This is a genomic window from Halobacteriovorax sp. HLS, from assembly GCF_004006665.1.
Taxonomy (GTDB): domain Bacteria; phylum Bdellovibrionota; class Bacteriovoracia; order Bacteriovoracales; family Bacteriovoracaceae; genus Halobacteriovorax.
In genome coordinates, this window is sequence record NZ_QOCL01000014.1 from 187,336 (window position 1) to 206,030 (window position 18,695).

Below are 18,695 nucleotides of genomic sequence, written 5' to 3' on the forward strand. Positions count from 1 at the left end.
TATGAAAAACTTATGCTTGCTTTTCCACTGTATAAAGAAAGAAACTAGTGACTATTCTCAGGTAAATCCCAGTTTGTATATCTCGTTAGACGAGATGGATGATCTTCTTGGTCAGTTGAAAAATAGAGGATACGAGTTTACTCTTCCAGGAAAGTCTAAGGAACATTCCTCCTGTTCGATTACTTTTGATGACGGATATAGCAACAATATACTTTTTCTAGACCTCGCGAAGAAGTACAAAATTCCTTTTATTCTATTTTTAAGTTCTTACTATAGTGAAAATCAAGTTCCTTATATTTGGGATTTAATGAAGTTCCACAAACATAATACTTGGAGTTTTTATAAAGACGATTACTATGAGAGTTTAAAAAGTTTATCTACTAATCAAAAAATGGATCTTATGGATGATTCTCATCGTCCTTTAACTATTGATGAAATCCACGCATTGGATGCTGAGGATGAGTTTTATCTTGCTCCTCATACGCATACTCATCAACCTTTCTATGGAAACTTCGAAGAGAGAAGCGACGAAGAAATTCATAAAAATTTGAAGTTCTTAAAACAATTTAAATCTCTTATTGAAACTGAATTTAGCTTCCCGTGTGGAATTAGCTCCTCTAAAAAAAGAAAGGAGTTGAAGAATAAGTTTGAACGAATTTATACCGTCGATGGAGGAACGTATAATAAAGATGATAGAGTCATTAATAGGATTTCTCTTACGTCTCCTAAATATGCAGGACCGCTTCTAGATCAAATTGAAAATCAACTTAAGTGGATCTATAAAGTTAAGAGATGGGTTACGGTTGCTAGGCTTTAGCTATAAATTTATACAACTTTAGAGCTGACTCTGAAACACTTTCACTATTTCCGGAAGAATCTATAATTAAATCAGGATTCTTCGGTGTCTCATAAGGGTTTGATTCTGAAAATCCAATCATATTGTCAATCTCGCCAGATTCAGCTTTTTTGTAGAGTCCTTTAGTGTCTCGATCCCTTACTGTATCCAAATTTGCTGCAATTAATATCTCAAAAAAACCATTTGGATCATCTTTTTTTGCCTGATCCCTAAACTCTCTATATGGTGCAATTACAGGTACGAGAATAGTATCAAAGTGATTCTTTCTTTCATTACAAATATCTAAAATAAGCTTGTTGTTCGTTAGAATGTCTTCTTTGGTAAAGCCAAGTTTTCTTTCTCTACTATCTCTAACGGTATCACCGTCGATAATGGTAACCTTTACACCATCTTTAATTAAAAGATCACTAACTGCTTGTGCAAGAGTAGACTTTCCGGACCCGGAAAGTCCGGTCAACCAGTATACTTTTCCTTTACTCATGAGTGAAAAACCTCATTTCCTTTGTCTATTTCTGAAATAATCATATCTTGGATTATATTTCTCATAAACCAATTTGGAAGCTTTTCTTTTTTAGTTAGTGACTCCCTTACTTGTGTTCCACTTATTGAAGCAGCTGTTGAGGTAGTATCGTAGATTTCTTTTTCATGATTATACCCAACAGGATCAAAGAAAATTGGTTTGATTCCAAGATCTCCAAGTTTTTCAAATAGTTCAAAATTAGCATCTGCTTTATAAAAGTTTCCAACACCAGTATGATCTCTACCAATTATGAAGTGACTACAGCCCATATTCTTTCTGCAAAGAGCTGTGAAAATTGCTTCTCTAGGGCCACTGTATCTTGAGTATGTTGCAAATGCTCCAAGAATAACTTTGCCCATAGGGTAGCATTCAAAGTCCATCATCATTTTGTAGCTTTTAAGAATTACATTGGCTGTGAAATCACCTTTCTTTTTGGGTCCAATAACCGGACTAAGGTAAAGGCCATCTGCATTGGCTATCTCCAAGGCTTGTTTTTGAATATGTTCATGTACTCTGTGCGCTACATTTCTAGAGTGAAATCCAACAACACGACTCCATCCTTTATGGTTAAATAGTTGTCTTGTTTGCTTAGGCGTAAGTTCAAACTCTCTATATTGTGAGTCCAGTCTTTTGACGAGAGTTAGCTTACCACCAATAAATGAGTCTCCTGATTCAAGAAGTTTTTTTACACCTGGATGTTCTGTGGAAACTGTTCCAAACCAGCTTTTTGCTGTTTCGTGAAGGTCGAGCCTATATATATCCGAGATTTCTAATAGAGAGTATACCTCACCGTTAGAGTCCGTCAGGCTAACGGTCTGTCCTATTTGTAGATTGCTGGAGTCCCTTTGTAATAAAATAGGTAGTGTCCAAATATTTCCACATGGCATTTTGTAAGAATTTAAAACAGATTCAAGTTCATCTTTAGTCATAAATCCTGATAGTGGAGAGTATGTCCCAAAGCATATTTGTTCGGCATCCATTAAAACTTCATAAGAAACTTCAATTTTGTTGAAGCTTGGTATTTGCTCTTTAACTTTTTCTGATACCAAAGCTTCGTTAAGTTTTCCACCGTGTGGAGTTGGGAGAAATGAGGTTGAAGTTTGATGGTTCTCGATTATATCCTCAAGAGTGTTGATATTGGAGAATTCAAACATTACTTTTCGAATCATCTCAACAGTCTTAACAGGATATTTCCCAATAGCTGTTTCAGCAGCAAGGACAAGTCCAGTAGCTCCATCATTTAAGGTGTTAAAGATATCATTAACCTCTGCTCTTGTTGGAACTGGAGACTCAATCATACTTTCTAGAAGATTTGTTGCTACATATGCTGTTGTATCATATTTCTTTGCTCTCTCAAGTATCTTCTTCTGTAGAAATGGAATTCTTTCAAGAGGTTCTTCTCTAGAGAGATCTCCTCTATCAATGAGAATTGCATCAGAAGCGATAATGATTTCATCTAAATTAATTATCGCTTCATGACATTCTACTTTTGAGATAATCTTCGAACCCTCAGGGATCATTGTTCTCATCTTTTCGATATCACTTTTTTTATGAGCAAAAGAGAGAGCGTAGTGTTTTACTCCTAGCTCTGAACCAATTTTAAAGGCTTCTATATCCTTTGGTGTATATGGTTCCATTTCAATTTGGCGATCAACAGACACGGCCTTGTTTTTACCAATCTTTCCACCGCTAAATATTTTCATGGACATTTCTTCATCATTTTTAGAAATGATTTGTCCTGCAACAGTGTTGAAATCAATACTTATAATGTCTCCAATTTCAATTTTGTTAAAAATATTCAAAGGATAAAGGTTTATAGAGTATTGGTCTCCAGCCACAAGTGACTTGCTTATTTTGATTATAGAGTTCTCTCTTAACGTAACAGATCCGCCTTTAATATTTCCTGTTCTTATTTGCGCACCTTCCGAGTCAATACAGATTGGCGTTTTTTGGGAAAACTTTTGCAGCTTCTTTATTACTCCAGGTAGGTCTTCAGGCAGAGTATGTGACATATTTATTCTAAAAAGGTTTACGCCTAGCTCTTCAAGCCTATTTATTGTAGAAAAGTTTAATGAAGAAGGGCCAATTGTGCAGAGGATTTCTTTTGTCATTATTTATTTCCTTTTAAGTTTTTCTCATAGTTGAAAATATTATTAATATTGGAAAAGTTGTCATGTGTGTTACTTCTAATATTATTTTTTGCGAATTGAGCATTAGAGTCTATAACTGACAAATCGAATTGAAAGGAGTTAATGCCAATTTTTTTTAAAGCTTCATTTAGTATACATTGAACTTTTTCTTCATCATTAAACAGATCATTATATGCAATAATTGCATGTTCATTTGAAGCGAACTTTTTTAAATCAAAAATCGCGGTATTGTTTAAATTTAACCAATGGAGGCCGATGTTTGGGGTTGATATATGAATTTTATCTTGTTGCCATTTGTGAGAACAGCTTTTTATGTACTTTTCATAGTCTCTGTAAACTAATATAAACCTTGCGCTTGGAATATATTTTTTTATAAAGCCTATTCTGAGCATATTCCATTGATCTTTAATGAGGGGATCGAGTTTCGTTTTTCTAAACTTTTGAATGAGGTTAGCCAGGATAACACTAGAGAATATTTTTGAGTTCCCGTCCATATAATATTTAGATATGTGTTTAGGGTGTCCCCATAGAGCTCCCTCATTGGATCTAGTATAAAAGTCGCTATTAGTATCCTCAAGAAAAGACCAGATGTGACTCGATTCACAGAAACCTATACTGTGCCCATTCGTGCCCATTTTGTTAGTAATATTACCATGGAAAAGTCCTTCTAACTGAGGGTGTTGCGATAAAAGTGAACTGGTGATTGATGTTCCACTCCTGTTTGTACCAATTATAAAAACAGGAGAAAAGTCAACATCACTGATGTCCTTAAATACTCTCTTAACAAAGAATAGAGATATTAGTCTTTTTATTTTTATAGCTTTATAAAAGAAGTACTTTTTCATTTCTCTAGTATATTTCCTTTAGGAATAAACTTCTTCTGAAAATCAGAGAGTCTATTATAATTATCTTTAGATATATTGTAATAACAAGGAGTATTTAAGATTGAGTAAGTTGGAACAGGTGCAAAAACGGCAAAGCCTAGATCTCTGTAGCCTTTTTTTGGTATAATTGCTCTGTGAAGACCTCTAGTGTCCTCGATAACAATCGTTCCTGCTTTTACTATACTCTTTATTCTATCTGAAGAGTCTGGAGGGACTATCTTATCAACCTCTTTTTCTTCGAAAAACCTTTTCCCATTTATTGTTAAATCTTTGTGAGAACCTCGTATGTACTCGTGTGGTCCATTGTCAATCGTACAATCTGAAAAAAAGATGAAAACTTTAAGTAAGTGGGAACGGTGATTTAAGTCTCTGTGCCAATAATGGTTTGTTCTTTTAAACTCACTTGGATAATTTCTTCTTATGTATGCTTCGAGTAGTTTGGGAGTTAGCCCCATGTAACAATTAATAACTCCTAAGATGAATTCATCTAGCCAAATTTTGGAAAACTCTGCTGACTGAGATGGAAAAGGTATTTTAAATATAGAAGGTTTAAAGGTTTGAACGACTTCATCTAAATTAGTGAAGTCTTCTTTATCAAAGGCCAGTCCCATTTTGAATAGGTGTTCATCTGACTCGAGAAAGTGATTATCGATAATCTCTTTATGTTTTATTTTATCAATATTGCTTTGAGCGAATACAGGAAACTCAAAATTTCCATATTCTAGTGAATTCTTAATATGTGCTTGGGCCTTTCCTAGTAAGTCTTCTGATAGGTATTCGTGTAAGATAACGTACCCATCCTTACTTAATTGGTTCGATATTTTTCTTTGTTCCTTAGAGCTTGGAGGACACGATAGTGATCTGATATGTGAGTCAATGTGAAGTAAGGAGTTTTTTAATTTCTGAGCTGGAGTCAATGGTTTAAAAAAAAAGTCCATATTAAACCTCTTTTTTGAAAATATAGTTCGTCATTGCGGAACCATCGTGAGGGTTGTGAAAAGACTTTCCTTTTTCTTTAATTATAAAAGAATTACTTAAAATTTGCTCAACTAGTTTTCGATCTCTTTCAGAGTTCTCATTTACCTCCATTAGAATTTCTTTTAGTTCTGGTCGATTGAGAAGTTTATTTGCTCCTGTGATAATTTTATACTCGAGTCCATCCACATCAATTTTTAGATAGTTGGGGCAGGCTAGTTTTTTTTCTGTGATAAGTTGATCGAGGCTATATGAAAAGCAGCCTTGTTCGCATATCGGTTGAAACTCATTACCTGATTGTCCGATATTTTCACTAAAACTATGAAGAGCTGCGCCATTTTCGATAGAGCTGAGTCTCAATGTGTCTATGATATTAGTATCCGAAATCGCCATACAGTATGCTTTCACAGTTTTATCAAGCCTGTTGTTCCTTATATTACCATTTAGAGTCGAGTAGTTGCTAGATTCAGGTTCAAATGCTAGGACGTTGTGGCCTTTTTTTCCAGCATAAATTGTATAGAGACCAATGTTGGCTCCGACATCCCACACGATAGAATTGGGGGAAAAAGAGTTTATCCACTCTAGCGTTTCAGGTTCTTTTTTGAAAAAAGTTTTAGCTCTCCAAAGTAATAAAGGATTCGAGCAGATTAATTGTAGTGTATCGCTATCAAACTTAATTTTAAAAGTTAGGTTGGTTAGTTTTGAAGCTATTAGTGAACTCCATGTGTTCGCAGAGCTTAGTAGGAATACAGTTCTGAATAAAGAAGATAATGGAGCTTTCGTATATCTGTTTAGTATTATTTTTCTAGGTAACTTTTTAATTAGTCTTAGCTGCATCACCAAACTCCTATTTAATAAGTTTTAGTATTGCTTTGGTCAAATGCTGTAAGTGAATTACACCAAGTAGATTGTGGCTATCGTCGACAATTGGAGCTACAAGAATTAGTTTATCATTGAAAAGCTCTATAGCATCTTGGACGCTTGTCTTAGGACTTAAAGAGATAGGAGCTTTAGTCATGTATTTTGAAATAGGTTGCGAATTTAGCATTGCTATTGGTGCCTGATTACTTGTGAATACTCTTCTGGCATCACCATCAGTAAAAAGTCCAATCAGTTTCTTATTGTCTGTAATATAAACAGCGCCCCAGTGATTCTTGTTAAGAACTTCAAGTGCTTCGTGAAACATGTCTGTTTCTTTGATTGATATATTCTCTTGTCCTTTCAAATAGATTTCTTCAATTAAAATATTACTTAACATCATCTTCTCCGTATTTTTCAAAAAGCTCTGACCTTAATTCATGAATTGCTTTAGCTTGCCTTAATATCCTCTCAACATATTTGAAGTCAATTTGAGTTGCAGGATCACTTTTAGCATTGTCTGGGTCATCGTGTACTTCCATAAATAGAGCGTTTATACCGTTAGCAACAGCCGACCTTACCAGAGCAGGAATGAACTCTCTTTGCCCTCCCGAGATCGATCCTTGGCTTGTAGGCATTTGGATCGAGTGGGTTGCATCATAGCAAACAGGAAAGCCAGTCTCTTTCATTATAGGAAGTCCTCTAAAGTCGTTGACGAGCATATTGTAGCCAAAAAAAGTTCCTCTATCTGTGAGAATAATTTGATCATTTCCTGTCGCATCAATGATTTTTGAAGCAGAGTTTCTCATGTTCCAAGGACTCATGTATTGGCCCTTTTTTAGGTTTAGTGCTTTTCCTGTTTGACCACAGGCTGTAAGTAAGGTTGTTTGTCTACATAGGTAAGCAGGTATCTGAACAAGGTCTACTACTTCTCCTGTGGCATTTGCCCAGGATGCGTCGCTGACGTCTGCAGTAACTGGTATTTCGAATGATTCGCGAACCTCCTGAAGGATTTTGAGTCCCTCGTCAAGGCCTACACCATGAAAGCTTTTTATTGAAGATCTGCAATCTTTGTCATAACAGGCTTTGAAAATGAGAGGAATGTTTAGTTGTTCACAAAGGTTGTGAAGCATGTCAGCCATTTTCATCGTGTGGTCTCTTGTTTCAATTGCGCATGGGCCTGCAATTAGAGCAAGGGGTAAGTTTTCACCAACTTCAACTTTTTTTACTTTGTCATCGCCTACAATGATTGTTTTCATATATTTTCCTTAATTATTTATTGCTTTAAATAATTCATTTTGTTGCTTGTCTGTATTGAGTATAGACTCGACTTTGTCTATGTCTGCAGGTGTGTCAACACCAATTGTGTCACCTTCAATAATAACTGCTTGAAGTGGCCTAGAGTGTTCTAGGACTCTGAGCATGTCGATAGATTCTTGTATTTCAAGGGGAGTAGGTTCTAGAGAGCTATAGTCACTTAGAAACTTTTTTGTAAATGCCATGAGTCCTGTTTGTTTATAATACGTAAAGTCTGGATTGTACTTTTTTGAGGGGATACATGCTCTGCTGAGTAAAAGCATTTGCTCCTTCTTGTTAATTACAACCTTTACAACATTTTGGTCATTAAGTTCTTCGGGGTTCGATACAGGGTGAATAACATTGGATACACCAAGAGATAGATTTTCCTTTAATGGAATAAGAAGAGACTCTATGGTCTTGGGAAGGAATAGAGGTTCGTCACCTTGGATCATAACAATTATATCTGCGTTGAGCTCTTGAATAGCTTCGTGAACCCTGTCTGTACATCTTTCGTGTTCGGAGCTTGTCATTATCGCTTTTCCACCATTGGAAACCACGAGGTCAAAGATTTCTTTATCGCAAGTTGCAACATAGACTTCTGATAGAGAAGGTACTCTCAATGCTCTTCTGCGAACGTGTTCGATCATGGGGATTTGAGATATGAGTTTTAGAGGTTTATTGGGAAATCTTGAAGAGCCTAGCCTTGCAGGTATAACACCTATTATTTTCATTTTATCTCCAAAAATACTTATTTTAAGCTTCTGGAGAGTATCTTTAGACGATGTAAATATCAAGAAAATCACTTCATTTAAGCCATAAATAATATTGTGCCGTGAGTCTTATAGGGGAGATAGTCTCTTAAAAAGAATTTATTTTACATAAAATTCTTTATGATTTAGATTTTAACACTTATCAAGGATTTCAAATGAGTGTTGCTGCACGAGCTTATAATAAACTGCTAAGAAAAATGTTCTATTTTAATGAAAAATATCTGAAAACTCACATCATGCCTGTTCACTACTATTCTCCGGTTCCTGATAGCAGTGAGATTATAGCAGAAGACTTTTCGAAGAAGTATTCTTGTAAAGGTATAGACTGGAGAGACGATAAGCAAGTTGGTAATTTAGAAAATATTTTTGAGAAATATAAAGCAGAGTACACTCCTTCTGAAAATGGAGGCCTTTCTATTATGGATGCTTATGTTTTATATGCATTTGTAAGAGAGAATAAGCCTAGAGTTATGATTGAGATTGGGGCTGGAGATACGACCTTAATCTCGCTTAAAGCCCTGAAGAAAAATAGGGAGGAAGGCTTTGATTTTACTTTTCACTCTATTGAACCTTTTCCAAGAAACGAAATATTAGATAAAGCTGAGGACAAAGATTTTCACCTACATGTTGAAAAAGTCCAAGATGTTCCTGTTCATTTTTTTAGCGATTGTGATTTTTTATTTATTGACTCTTCTCACGTGTGCAAGATAGGTAGCGATGTAAATTACGAGCTTTTAGAGATAGTTCCTTCTCTTAAGGTTGGAGCCCTTATCCATTGGCACGATATTTTTTTTCCAGCAGAATATTGGAAAGAGTGGGTACAGGGAGCTATGTACTTCTGGAATGAGTCTTATTTTTTACAATCATTTATGTCTTTTAATGATTCTTTTAAAATAGAGTGGGCTTCTAGATATATGCAGCTAACATATGAGGATAAGTTAAAAAGAACTTTTCCATATTATATTCCAGAACATAGGGTGTCTTCATTCTGGGCGAGAAGAGTTAAATAGATTATTTCTTTTGAAAGCCTTTGAAGTCTTGAGTATTTCCGTAAAGAATCGTTTTAAGACCTTTAAAGTTTCCTAGCGATGTATTATAACTTCTTTTGTTCCTTAGAATTAGTCCAATAGCAAGATTAAATAATGCTAGTGATAGCATTGAATAAATCGTAAGAAATTTATTGAAGTTATTAGTCTTTGATACAAAATACCACCATGCAACAAAATGCCATTGACCGAGTAGTGGTAGCCTTTCCGTATTGATTTCATGATGATAGTGCCAGCATCGACATTCATTTCTAATTACAATTTTATTCTTTCGAGATACTCGATAGGAGTAATCTACGTCTTCAAGATAGCCAACCCCAGAAAACCACTCGTCAAATTTATATTGCGATAATACTTCTTTTTTCCAGAAGGTTGCTCCCCCGTAAACCCATTCTACTTGAAGGTTTTGGCCAGTTGGCCTGATTGCCGATGGAAAACCTGATAGAGTGAAGTTTCCTCCTGGTTTTTTATCTAATAGAAGTAACTTCTTTAAGGACTCATGTTTAACAATTGGTTGGTTATTTATACTTAGACCAACACCCTTCACTTCTTTATCCGAGCATAAATAGTCAAAAAGGTTTGAAATACAATCCTCTTCTAGGACAAGGTCGTCATCCAGGAAACCTACCCAGTCAATTTCTTTAGGAATGAGTGAAATTCCTTTGTTCTTCTGTCTTGCAAGACCAGGAGGACGAAGAGTCTTATAGATAATATTTAACTGTTGAGAAAATTGATCGACAACCTCTTTCACAGGATTGTCTGAACCATCAACTATGATTATGACTTCAGGTTTTCTCTTTTGTGATGCAAGAGAATTGAGCAAGTTTTTTATATCAACAGGTCTGTCTTTTGTTGGAACTATACATCCTATTTGCATTGTCATAATTTTCCTTTAGAGCTCATCAAAGATGGATTCAGTTGAAGGTATCTCAATTTCCGAGTTAATACTCATGAAGCGTTTTATCGCCCTCGAAATGGAGATTGGAGAATGTGGGTCAAAGGTTTCAATAGGCTTGACTACATCTCTTACGTAGTCCATTTCACTTGCAATTATTGGAAGATTAAAATGTTTTGCTTCAAGTAATGGGAGCCCAAAAGACTCCATAAGAGACGGGTATATCAGAGCTTCTGATTTTGTATAAAGCTTGAAAATATCTTCTCTTTTAATGTCGTGAATAACTTTAATATTTAATTTATTTGCGGAAGAGGCTTCTTTGATTTGATCTGAAAGTTTTCCTTTATTTATAACTAGTGTTAATGACGGAGTTATGCCTTCATTAGCTAGTTCCTTCCACGCTGCAATGAGGTTTTTGTGGTTCTTGTGTTTTTCATCTGAGGCAATATAAAGGAAGCCTTGGTCTTTATCTGCCGTGGTATTTCTATCTATAATCTTCGGAAGAAACGGAAATGTTTTTACATTGAAATCATTTCCCTGGTTTTTAAAAAAAGCTACTTTCATTGTACTTGTTTGCACAAGATACAAGTAATCTTTTGATTTTCTAAGTTCAAACCAAATCTTTTCAATAGACATTCTGATTACACTTTGAAAACTATCCCGGCAAATGAATTTAGGACTAATCAGATACTTATTTTGAAGGTAGATTGTTGTTTTTATTTTAGATTTAAATAATGGGGGAAGGTTTCCAAAACAAAACAGTGAATCGAACTTTTTTGATATTTTTTTTAACTTTCTCTCTGCAAAAAGTCTTGATAAGAAACTATTCTTTACTCTTAAGGTTTTAATCTTTTCTGTTTCTTGAATAGATATGTCTAGGCGGTCATCTAAAAAGATAAAAAACTCATATTCTTTAGGAAGAGAAGAGAGAAGTTCCCTAAGTAGAACTTTTCCACCACCACTGTGAATATTATAGGCCGAAATAATTATTCTCTTTTCCATACAGATTTAATAGTATGTCTCATTACTATGTTTGTCATTAGCGAAGATTATATATGAATATTTTGATTGTTAGTCAGTATTTCTGGCCTGAAAGATTTAAGATTAATGATATAGCCCAAGGGCTTATTGAAAAAGGTCATGCAGTTACAGTCCTTACAAGTATTCCAAATTATCCTGTTGGAAAATTCTTTAATGGATATGGACTTCTCGGGCCATATTTTGAAAATCACAACGGTATAAAAGTAGTTAGGGTTCCACAGTTTCCGAGGGGAAATAAGAAGGGAATTATGTTGGCGTTGAACTATCTCTCCTTTATGTTAATAGCCTCAATTCTTGGCCCAATTCTCTTGCTTAGGAAGAAGTTTGATAGAATTTTTATTTATCAGCTTTCTCCTGTTACTGCTGCATTCCCAGCTGTTGTGATGAAGTGGATTAAGAAATGTAAATTATATTTTTGGGTTACTGACTTGTGGCCTGAGTCATTAGTTGCTGCAGGTGTAACTACCTCCCCAAGAATATTATCTTTGGTAGGGAGATTTGTTAAGTTTATGCTGGATCAAAGTGACCTGATTCTTTTAAGTTCTAAGGGCTTTACTAAGAATATGATTGAAAGAGGTATTGACCGATCTAAGTTAGAATACTGGCCGCAGTGGGGTGAGAAGCTTTTTTATGAAACATTAATTGAGGAGAATAAGCTTCCTCGGAATGAGGTGCCTGAGGGGTTCGTTATTATGTTTGCGGGGAATATAGGAACGAGCCAATCTTTTGAAATAATAGTAGAAGCAGCTGAAAGGTTATCATCATACACAGATATTCATTGGGTTATCTTGGGCGACGGGTTAAAGAGGGCCTGGATAGAGAAAGAGGTAATAGATAGGGGAATTGAGGATTGTTTTCACCTTCTGGGAAGTAGGCCGATGGATAGTATACCTTATTATTATTCATTGAGTTCTGCGTTGCTAGTTTCCTTGAAAAAAGATCCTATCTTTTCAATAACGCTACCGACAAAAGTCCAATCTTATCTTGCTAGTGGAAAACCAATAATTGTATCGGTGGACGGTGAGGCGGCTGATATCGTTAATGAGAACTTTTGTGGAGTTTCTTGTAGGGCTTCTAGCGTTGAGGATTTGGTTGATGGAGTTTTGAAATTATATTCTAAAACACCTGAAGAGAGAGAGAAAATGGGGGCGAATGGGAGAGAGTTCTTTTTTAAGAACTTTGAAAGAGAGTTGCTTCTAACTAAGCTTGAAAACTTAATGAATCTTAAAAATTAAGAACTTTAAAGCCTTTGCCAATGCCTTTAAATAATGACAAAATAAGCCCAAATTATTGAGTGGATGAGGGTTATGAGAATATTAGTTATTGGTGGAGCTGGAATGCTTGGTCATAGGGTTTGGATTACTCTTGCTGAGAAATACGAGGTTTACGGTACTATTCGCTCTGAGTTCAATGAAAATCTAAAGAGCTTCTCTAAAATTGATCCTTCTAAAGTGATTAGCAATGTAAATATTTTAGATGACGCATCAATTGATAGTGCATTTGCAAAAAGCCGTCCAGATTTGGTTATTAATTGTGTAGGGATCTTGAAGGTTGATCCTTCTTTGGATAATAAAATTTCATCTATAGAGATCAACTCACTATTTCCTCATAAGTTGGCAAAAAAGTGCAAATCTTATAATTCAAGATTGATTCACTTTAGTACTGATTGTGTTTTTGATGGTGTGGAGGGAAGTTATGATGAGGATAGTCTTTCCTTTTCAAATGATTTATATGGACTCTCTAAGAGGATGGGAGAACTAAAAGATCAGCAGCACTGCCTTACGATAAGAACATCTATCATTGGAAGGGAAATTAATCCAAGGGGGAGTCTTGTAGAGTGGTTTATCAATGATTCTGAAAAAAATGTCACTGGATATAAGAACGCAATCTTTTCGGGATATCCTACTCAAACAATTTCTAGAATTATAAAGGATTATGTCATCGAAGACACTTCATTGTCAGGGATTTATCACATCTCAAATGATCCAATAGATAAATACTCACTTTTAGTTGCGATTAAAGAAAAGTTCGATCTGGATAAGTCTATTGAGCCTGATTATGATTTTAAAATAAATAGAAGTTTATGTTCTGAAAAGTTTAGGGCGCAAACAAATTGTCACATATTTACTACAGCTGAATTAATGGATGACCTTTCTGTTGATTGGGATATCTATAATACTATTGCAGAGGAAAGAAGATAATGATGTTGGAAGGAAAAAGAATTTTAGTCACTGGTGGAACAGGATCAATGGGAAAGACTTTTATTAGAAGAGTTTTAACTGGAGAGCATGGTGTTCCTAAGAAAGTAATTGTTTTTTCTCGTGATGAAGGTAAGCAGCATTACATGCGTTTAGATTATCTACATAAGAAATACGGAACTGATGAGACGATCTACAATAACTTTAAAAACACTTTAGAGTTTAGGATTGGTGATGTTAGAAATTACTCTGATGTTTCTGCCGCTGTGAAAGATGTGGATATCGTTATCAATGCCGCGGCCCTAAAGCAAGTTCCAGCTTGTGAGTACTTTCCATATCAAGCCGTTCTCACAAATTGTGTTGGACCTGAAAATATCGTTAGAGCTGTAAGAGAGTTTGGCTCACATGTGGAAACAGTTGTTGGGATTAGTACTGATAAGGCCGCTAAGCCTGTAAATGTGATGGGAATGACTAAAGCTGTTCAAGAAAGAATTTTTACTTCAGCGAACGTGTTGTCCGGTGATACTAGATATGTTTGTGTTCGTTACGGAAATGTTTTAGCTTCAAGAGGGTCTGTTATACCTCTTTTTCATGAGCAGATAAGACAAGGTGGTCCTGTAACATTAACAGTTCCAAATATGACAAGGTTCTTAATTAGTTTAGATGAAGCTGTTGACACAGTTTTTGCTGTCTTAAAAGATGGTAAACCTGGAGATACATTTGTACCTGATGCACCATCTGCGACTGTTGAAAATATTGCAAAAGCTCTTATTGGTGATCGAGATATCGAAATGAAAGTTGTCGGAATTAGACCTGGCGAAAAAATGCATGAAATTATGATATCTGAAGAAGAGATCCATCACTCAGAAAGAGTTGGAAACTACTATGCGATCAGAGCGATGCTTCCAGAACTTCAAGAAGAGGGAAAGGTTGAATCGGTTTTAACTAAAGAGTATAGCTCCGAAGATAATTGTGGTGATTTAAAAATGACAGTAGCACTGCTAGATAAGCATAACCTGTTGGACGTTTCAATGGCCGATGCTAGTAATATGGGTAGTGAACTCCTAAGGTAAGATTTTATGACTTTGAAAGTAATGACTATTGTAGGCACCAGACCTGAAATAATTAAATTAAGTAGAGTGATAAATGAGCTTGAGTCTCACACCAATCATATTTTAGTTCATACGGGACAAAATTATGACTATGAGCTGAATCAAGTTTTCTTTAATGACCTTGGAGTAAGTAAGCCAAATTACTTTTTAGAAGCGGCAGGAGAAACACCTGCTCTCACAATAGCTAAAGTTATTTCATCTGTAGATGAGGTGCTTGAAAAAGAGTCTCCTGATGCCATTCTCTTATATGGAGATACTAATAGTTGTATTTCAGTGATCTCTGCGAAAAGAAGAAAAATTCCTATATTTCATATGGAAGCAGGTAATAGATGTTTTGACCAAAGAGTTCCAGAAGAGTTGAATCGAAAAATTGTTGATCATCTAAGTGATATAAATATGGTTCACTCTGAGCATAGTCGAAAGTATCTTGAGAAAGAAGGAATTAATCCTGAAACAATTATTAAAACAGGCTCTCCAATGAGAGAGATTTTTGATTATTATAAAGAAAAAATAGACTCATCTAATGTTCTAAAAGATTTGGATGTAACAAAGGGAGAATTCTTTATTGTAAGTGCTCATAGAGAAGAGAATGTTGACTCTGAAATCAACTTTGAAAACTTTTTAGATACTTTAAACTTTATAGCTAAAGAGTATGACAAGAAGGTTATTGTCTCCACTCATCCTAGAACTAGAAAAAAACTAGAGGCCTTAGGGGAGAGAGAGTTTGATAAACGTATTCAATTTTTAAAACCACTAGGCTTCTTTGATTATAATAAGATGCAGAAAGAAGCTTTCTGTGTAGTGTCTGACAGTGGAACATTAACTGAAGAATCCAATATTTTAGGGTTTCCTGGAATTATGATAAGACAGGCCCATGAAAGACCTGAAGGAATGGACGTTGGGGCTGTGATAATGTCTGGACTAACGTCTAGTAGAGTAAAAGAATCTATAGACCTTATTACTTCTCACTATAATGAATTGCCTCCTGAATCAATTGAGGATTATGCTCCAAAAATGGTTTCTAAACATGTCGTGCGAATAATTCAAAGCTATACAGATTATATTAACAGAGTTGTTTGGAAGAAGTTTCTTTAGCAATGTACCCTCTAGTTAAAAGAATTTTCGATATATTCTTTGCTCTATTTGCACTTGTTGTGTTTAGTTTTCCTTTTTTATTGGTCTGCCTTCTAGTTAAGCTTACAAGTAAGGGAGATATACTATATTGGTCGGACAGAGTTGGCCTTAGAAATACGATTTTTTCTATGCCAAAAGTTAGAACGATGAAAGTTGATACACCTCAAGTTGCAACTCATCTTCTTACGGACTCGAGATCTTTTTTAACACCTATTGGCGGTTTCTTAAGAAAATCTAGCCTTGATGAAATCCCACAACTTTGGAGTATCTTGATTGGGGACCTAAGCTTCGTAGGGCCACGTCCTGCTCTTTATAATCAGTATGACTTGATTGAGTTACGTACTAAGAGCGGAGTACATGAAATTCCTCCGGGGCTTACAGGGCTTGCCCAGGTTAGTGGTCGTGATGAATTGTCTATTGAGGAAAAAGTACTTTTTGATAAAGAGTACTTGGACAAGCGAAGTTTACTCTTTGATATTTATATTATTCTTAAAACTATTCGAAAAGTTCTAATTAAAGAAGGGGTTTCCCATTGAGTTTTTTTAAAAATAAAAAAACAATTTCTTTTTTGATTAAGCTCATTGTCACTTCTGCCTTTGTTTATTGGTCTATTTCTAGTGAAAAATTCGATTTTGAAAATATTAGAATTGGAATTACTAACTTTAAACTTGCCTCTATCTTTCTTATTTTAACCTTTATTCAACTTTGCCTAGGTTCCTATCGCTCAATGCTCTTGTTGCAGTTGAAGCAGAATAATTTTTCTAACCTAGTAAGTATAACAAAGATAACTTGGGCTTCATCATTTATCCATTGTGTTAGCCCAGTATCTTTAATAAGTGATGTTTATAGAATTAAGCAGTTAATGTATATTGAAAAAAATAATATAAAAGATAATAGTATCTATACTTCAATTTATTCAAAGATATTTTCTGTCTTGGCCTTAATGGTGATATCTTGTGTTTCATTAACATTTCTAGATATCGTACCGACTCAAATCTCTATTTTAAAAAAAGGACTCTACCTATCTCTTGGATTTATTATCTTTATGATTATTTTTAGAAGCTTAGTTGTAAAAGGACTTAAAAAAGTTATTAACTCCTTCTATACTTTGAGTAAAGCTCAGTTTTATACAGAGAGAATAGACAACTTTAGGCTATATAATAGAAACTTTATGAATGATAAGACTAAAATGTCTTCTGTTTTTATTTTGACAGTTCTGCTTCAATTATTAAACTCTATTTCGATATTATTAATCACCTATGCTCTAAATCCTAATATAGATATAAGTAGTATTGAGTTACTGTGCGTAGTTCCGATTGGTATTTTTATTATGACTTTACCAATTTCATTTTCTGGGTTAGGTGTTGGACATCTTGCATTCTCTAAACTTCTTCAGTTCTTTAGTATTTATAATGGAGCAGATATTTTCTCTGTTTTTTTTGCGTTTTCTTTGGTGTTTAACTTATTAGGAGCAATTCCATTTATCAGTGTTTTAAGAAGTGATTTTAAGGATAAAAATGATTGATAATAAATTTCGAGGTGCGATTAAAATATTGATATACCTGTTCTTTATAGCAGTTGCTGTCGTCAGCTCTGTCGCCGCTTATATGTATCCAGGAAGTTGGATTCTGTATATGGTCTTTAGTTTTGTATCGACTTATTTACTCTATTTAGGTTTTAGAAGAGATCATATCTTTTTTGATTCTTTTATAGGTGTCTTTTTGTGGCTTGGTTTCTGGCTAAAGATGTCTGTTCGAATTATTTATTTGGATAGTCAATACTTAGAAGAAGTAGGGCATTTTACTGTAGAAAAAGCTCCCTATGAAAACCTTTTGCTTGTTATAATAGTCGCGAAATTAGGATTAATTGTTTTTAATCATATACGAAGAAAAGTATTTTTCTATAAAAAGAAATTACTGGAGGCTGATCAAACTAGTTTTCTTCCTTTCTATTCTAAATATAGGGTATATCTTTGGAGTTGTTTGATAATAGCTTCGATAGGGTGGGCATGGTTTAATTTATACTTTGGTATTTATCAAAGAGGAATGATCCCATCGACTATACTTCCTTTTGGTATGAACGGTATTATAAAGTGGCTTGTCTTATTTGGAGGAGCTAGTGTTAGTGCTATGTTAATTTCTTTTGAAATTAAGCTCAAAAAAGAAGTTTCTTACTTTTGTATAATTTTAGCAATTTTAGAAACATTTATCTCATCTGTTTCAATGTTTTCCAGGGGAATGATTTTAAATTCAAGTGCATTAATTTTTGGAGGGATTGAGGATAATCGTTTTCTAAATAAGCCCGTAAATTTTAAAAAGCTGCTCTTTACATGTTTACTATTTGTTGCCTTATTTGGCTCATCTGTATATGTCGTTAACTACCTTAGACATAATACGTATATTAACTCCAAACGAATTTCTTTGTCTTCTTTAACTAGCGCTAATGTAGCTAAGAATTTTGAGGTCTTAAATGAAGGTGTGTCTCTACTCTTTCTTGATAGGTGGGTAGGTGCTGAAGCTGCTATGGCCACGACAAGTCATCCAGATCTTGGATGGGACCTATTCAAAGAAGCTCTAAGTGATAGCTATGAAAGGGGAAAACTTGGTTTCTATGATAGGGTTATGATCAATTCCCAGTATCGACATGCTAACTTGATGAAGAATAACTTTATTTCAATCCCTGGGGCGGTATCATTTTTTTATTACCCTGGTTCGAAGTTATTTCTATTTTTTGCGATGTTTTGTATTGGTGGAATCGGTTTCTTGTTTGAGTGGATAGCGTTCAGGGCAAGTTATGGTAGCTTATTTATGTCATCTTTAGTTGGACAAATTGTAGCGTACCGGTTTTCTCATTTTGGATATGTTCCTAAGCAAAGTTATTTATTATTCGGAACTTTATTAGCTAATATGCTTATAGTTTTTGTCCTCTTGAGGCTATTCAATAAGTTGAAAAAATAA

The 18,695-nt window shown here is 34.8% G+C and carries 19 protein-coding genes; 9 read left to right on the plus strand and 10 right to left on the minus strand.

The annotated features are described in order from the left end of the window. The first annotated feature begins 1 nt into the window (after position 1). Positions 2-817, plus strand: coding sequence for a polysaccharide deacetylase family protein (locus DPQ89_RS14920; protein ID WP_127717836.1), 816 nt, complete (start codon positions 2-4; stop codon positions 815-817). Here the strand turns inward: DPQ89_RS14920 and cysC are convergent. Genes cysC through DPQ89_RS14960 form a run of 8 tightly spaced genes read right to left on the minus strand, consistent with a single transcriptional unit; the run spans position 807 to position 8,273 of the window. Continuing rightward, positions 807-1,337, minus strand: coding sequence for an adenylyl-sulfate kinase (cysC, locus tag DPQ89_RS14925; RefSeq protein WP_127717837.1), 531 nt, complete (start codon positions 1,335-1,337; stop codon positions 807-809). The two genes, DPQ89_RS14920 and cysC, sit on opposite strands and share 11 nt — an antisense overlap. Then, positions 1,334-3,487: a pyruvate kinase gene (locus tag DPQ89_RS14930; protein ID WP_127717838.1), complete on the minus strand. Its 2,154-nt coding sequence runs from the start codon at positions 3,485-3,487 to the stop codon at positions 1,334-1,336. The genes cysC and DPQ89_RS14930 overlap by 4 nt, the downstream gene beginning before the upstream one ends. Further along, positions 3,487-4,371: a sulfotransferase gene (locus DPQ89_RS14935; RefSeq protein WP_127717839.1), complete on the minus strand. Its 885-nt coding sequence runs from the start codon at positions 4,369-4,371 to the stop codon at positions 3,487-3,489. The genes DPQ89_RS14930 and DPQ89_RS14935 overlap by 1 nt, the downstream gene beginning before the upstream one ends. After that, positions 4,368-5,348: a phytanoyl-CoA dioxygenase family protein gene (locus DPQ89_RS18630; protein ID WP_206611182.1), complete on the minus strand. Its 981-nt coding sequence runs from the start codon at positions 5,346-5,348 to the stop codon at positions 4,368-4,370. Before DPQ89_RS18630 ends, DPQ89_RS14935 begins: the two co-directional genes overlap by 4 nt. A gap of 1 nt (position 5,349) precedes the next feature. Then, positions 5,350-6,222: an FkbM family methyltransferase gene (locus tag DPQ89_RS14945; RefSeq protein ID WP_127717840.1), complete on the minus strand. Its 873-nt coding sequence runs from the start codon at positions 6,220-6,222 to the stop codon at positions 5,350-5,352. Between the two features lie 10 nt (positions 6,223-6,232). Further along, positions 6,233-6,643, minus strand: a complete 411-nt coding sequence (locus DPQ89_RS14950; RefSeq protein WP_164848449.1) for a CBS domain-containing protein — start codon at positions 6,641-6,643, stop codon at positions 6,233-6,235. Next, positions 6,633-7,502: a 3-deoxy-8-phosphooctulonate synthase gene (kdsA, locus tag DPQ89_RS14955; protein ID WP_127717842.1), complete on the minus strand. Its 870-nt coding sequence runs from the start codon at positions 7,500-7,502 to the stop codon at positions 6,633-6,635. Before kdsA ends, DPQ89_RS14950 begins: the two co-directional genes overlap by 11 nt. 9 nt (positions 7,503-7,511) lie before the next feature. Continuing rightward, positions 7,512-8,273 carry a 3-deoxy-manno-octulosonate cytidylyltransferase gene (locus DPQ89_RS14960; RefSeq protein ID WP_127717843.1) on the minus strand — a complete coding sequence of 254 codons (762 nt, stop codon included), beginning with the start codon at positions 8,271-8,273 and terminating at the stop codon, positions 7,512-7,514. 194 nt (positions 8,274-8,467) lie between these two features. Between DPQ89_RS14960 and DPQ89_RS14965 the strand changes: the two genes are divergently transcribed. Next, positions 8,468-9,322 (plus strand): class I SAM-dependent methyltransferase, encoded by an 855-nt coding sequence (locus DPQ89_RS14965; protein ID WP_127717844.1) that lies wholly within the window; start codon positions 8,468-8,470, stop codon positions 9,320-9,322. Between the two features lies 1 nt (position 9,323). Here the strand turns inward: DPQ89_RS14965 and DPQ89_RS14970 are convergent, their stop codons facing one another. Together DPQ89_RS14970 and DPQ89_RS14975 are read right to left on the minus strand one after the other, a co-directional pair. Beyond that, positions 9,324-10,241 carry a glycosyltransferase family 2 protein gene (locus tag DPQ89_RS14970; protein ID WP_127717845.1) on the minus strand — a complete coding sequence of 306 codons (918 nt, stop codon included), beginning with the start codon at positions 10,239-10,241 and terminating at the stop codon, positions 9,324-9,326. A 9-nt stretch (positions 10,242-10,250) separates the two neighbouring features. Further along, positions 10,251-11,255 carry a glycosyltransferase gene (locus tag DPQ89_RS14975; RefSeq protein ID WP_127717846.1) on the minus strand — a complete coding sequence of 335 codons (1,005 nt, stop codon included), beginning with the start codon at positions 11,253-11,255 and terminating at the stop codon, positions 10,251-10,253. A 53-nt stretch (positions 11,256-11,308) separates the two neighbouring features. On the opposite strand from DPQ89_RS14975, the gene DPQ89_RS14980 reads away from it, so the two are divergent. The 7 genes from DPQ89_RS14980 (at position 11,309) to DPQ89_RS15010 (ending at position 18,695) form a co-directional block, all read left to right on the plus strand. After that, entirely contained in the window at positions 11,309-12,529 is a 1,221-nt protein-coding gene (locus tag DPQ89_RS14980) for a glycosyltransferase family 4 protein (protein ID WP_127717847.1), read from the plus strand. A 72-nt stretch (positions 12,530-12,601) separates the two neighbouring features. After that, positions 12,602-13,495 carry an SDR family oxidoreductase gene (locus DPQ89_RS14985; RefSeq protein WP_164848451.1) on the plus strand — a complete coding sequence of 298 codons (894 nt, stop codon included), beginning with the start codon at positions 12,602-12,604 and terminating at the stop codon, positions 13,493-13,495. Then, the gene (locus DPQ89_RS14990) at positions 13,495-14,565 is read left to right on the plus strand and encodes a polysaccharide biosynthesis protein (protein ID WP_127717849.1); all 1,071 of its coding nucleotides are present in this window, start codon (positions 13,495-13,497) and stop codon (positions 14,563-14,565) included. The genes DPQ89_RS14985 and DPQ89_RS14990 overlap by 1 nt, the downstream gene beginning before the upstream one ends. A 6-nt stretch (positions 14,566-14,571) precedes the next feature. Next, a complete protein-coding gene (gene wecB, locus DPQ89_RS14995; protein WP_164848453.1) occupies positions 14,572-15,699 on the plus strand; it encodes a non-hydrolyzing UDP-N-acetylglucosamine 2-epimerase in 1,128 nt (375 codons plus the stop codon). Positions 15,700-15,701: 2 nt separating this feature from the next. Then, the gene (locus tag DPQ89_RS15000; protein ID WP_127718298.1) at positions 15,702-16,274 is read left to right on the plus strand and encodes a sugar transferase; all 573 of its coding nucleotides are present in this window, start codon (positions 15,702-15,704) and stop codon (positions 16,272-16,274) included. Then, positions 16,271-17,263 carry a lysylphosphatidylglycerol synthase transmembrane domain-containing protein gene (locus tag DPQ89_RS15005; protein ID WP_127717850.1) on the plus strand — a complete coding sequence of 331 codons (993 nt, stop codon included), beginning with the start codon at positions 16,271-16,273 and terminating at the stop codon, positions 17,261-17,263. Before DPQ89_RS15000 ends, DPQ89_RS15005 begins: the two co-directional genes overlap by 4 nt. Then, a complete protein-coding gene (locus DPQ89_RS15010) occupies positions 17,256-18,695 on the plus strand; it encodes a hypothetical protein (protein WP_127717851.1) in 1,440 nt (479 codons plus the stop codon). The genes DPQ89_RS15005 and DPQ89_RS15010 overlap by 8 nt, the downstream gene beginning before the upstream one ends.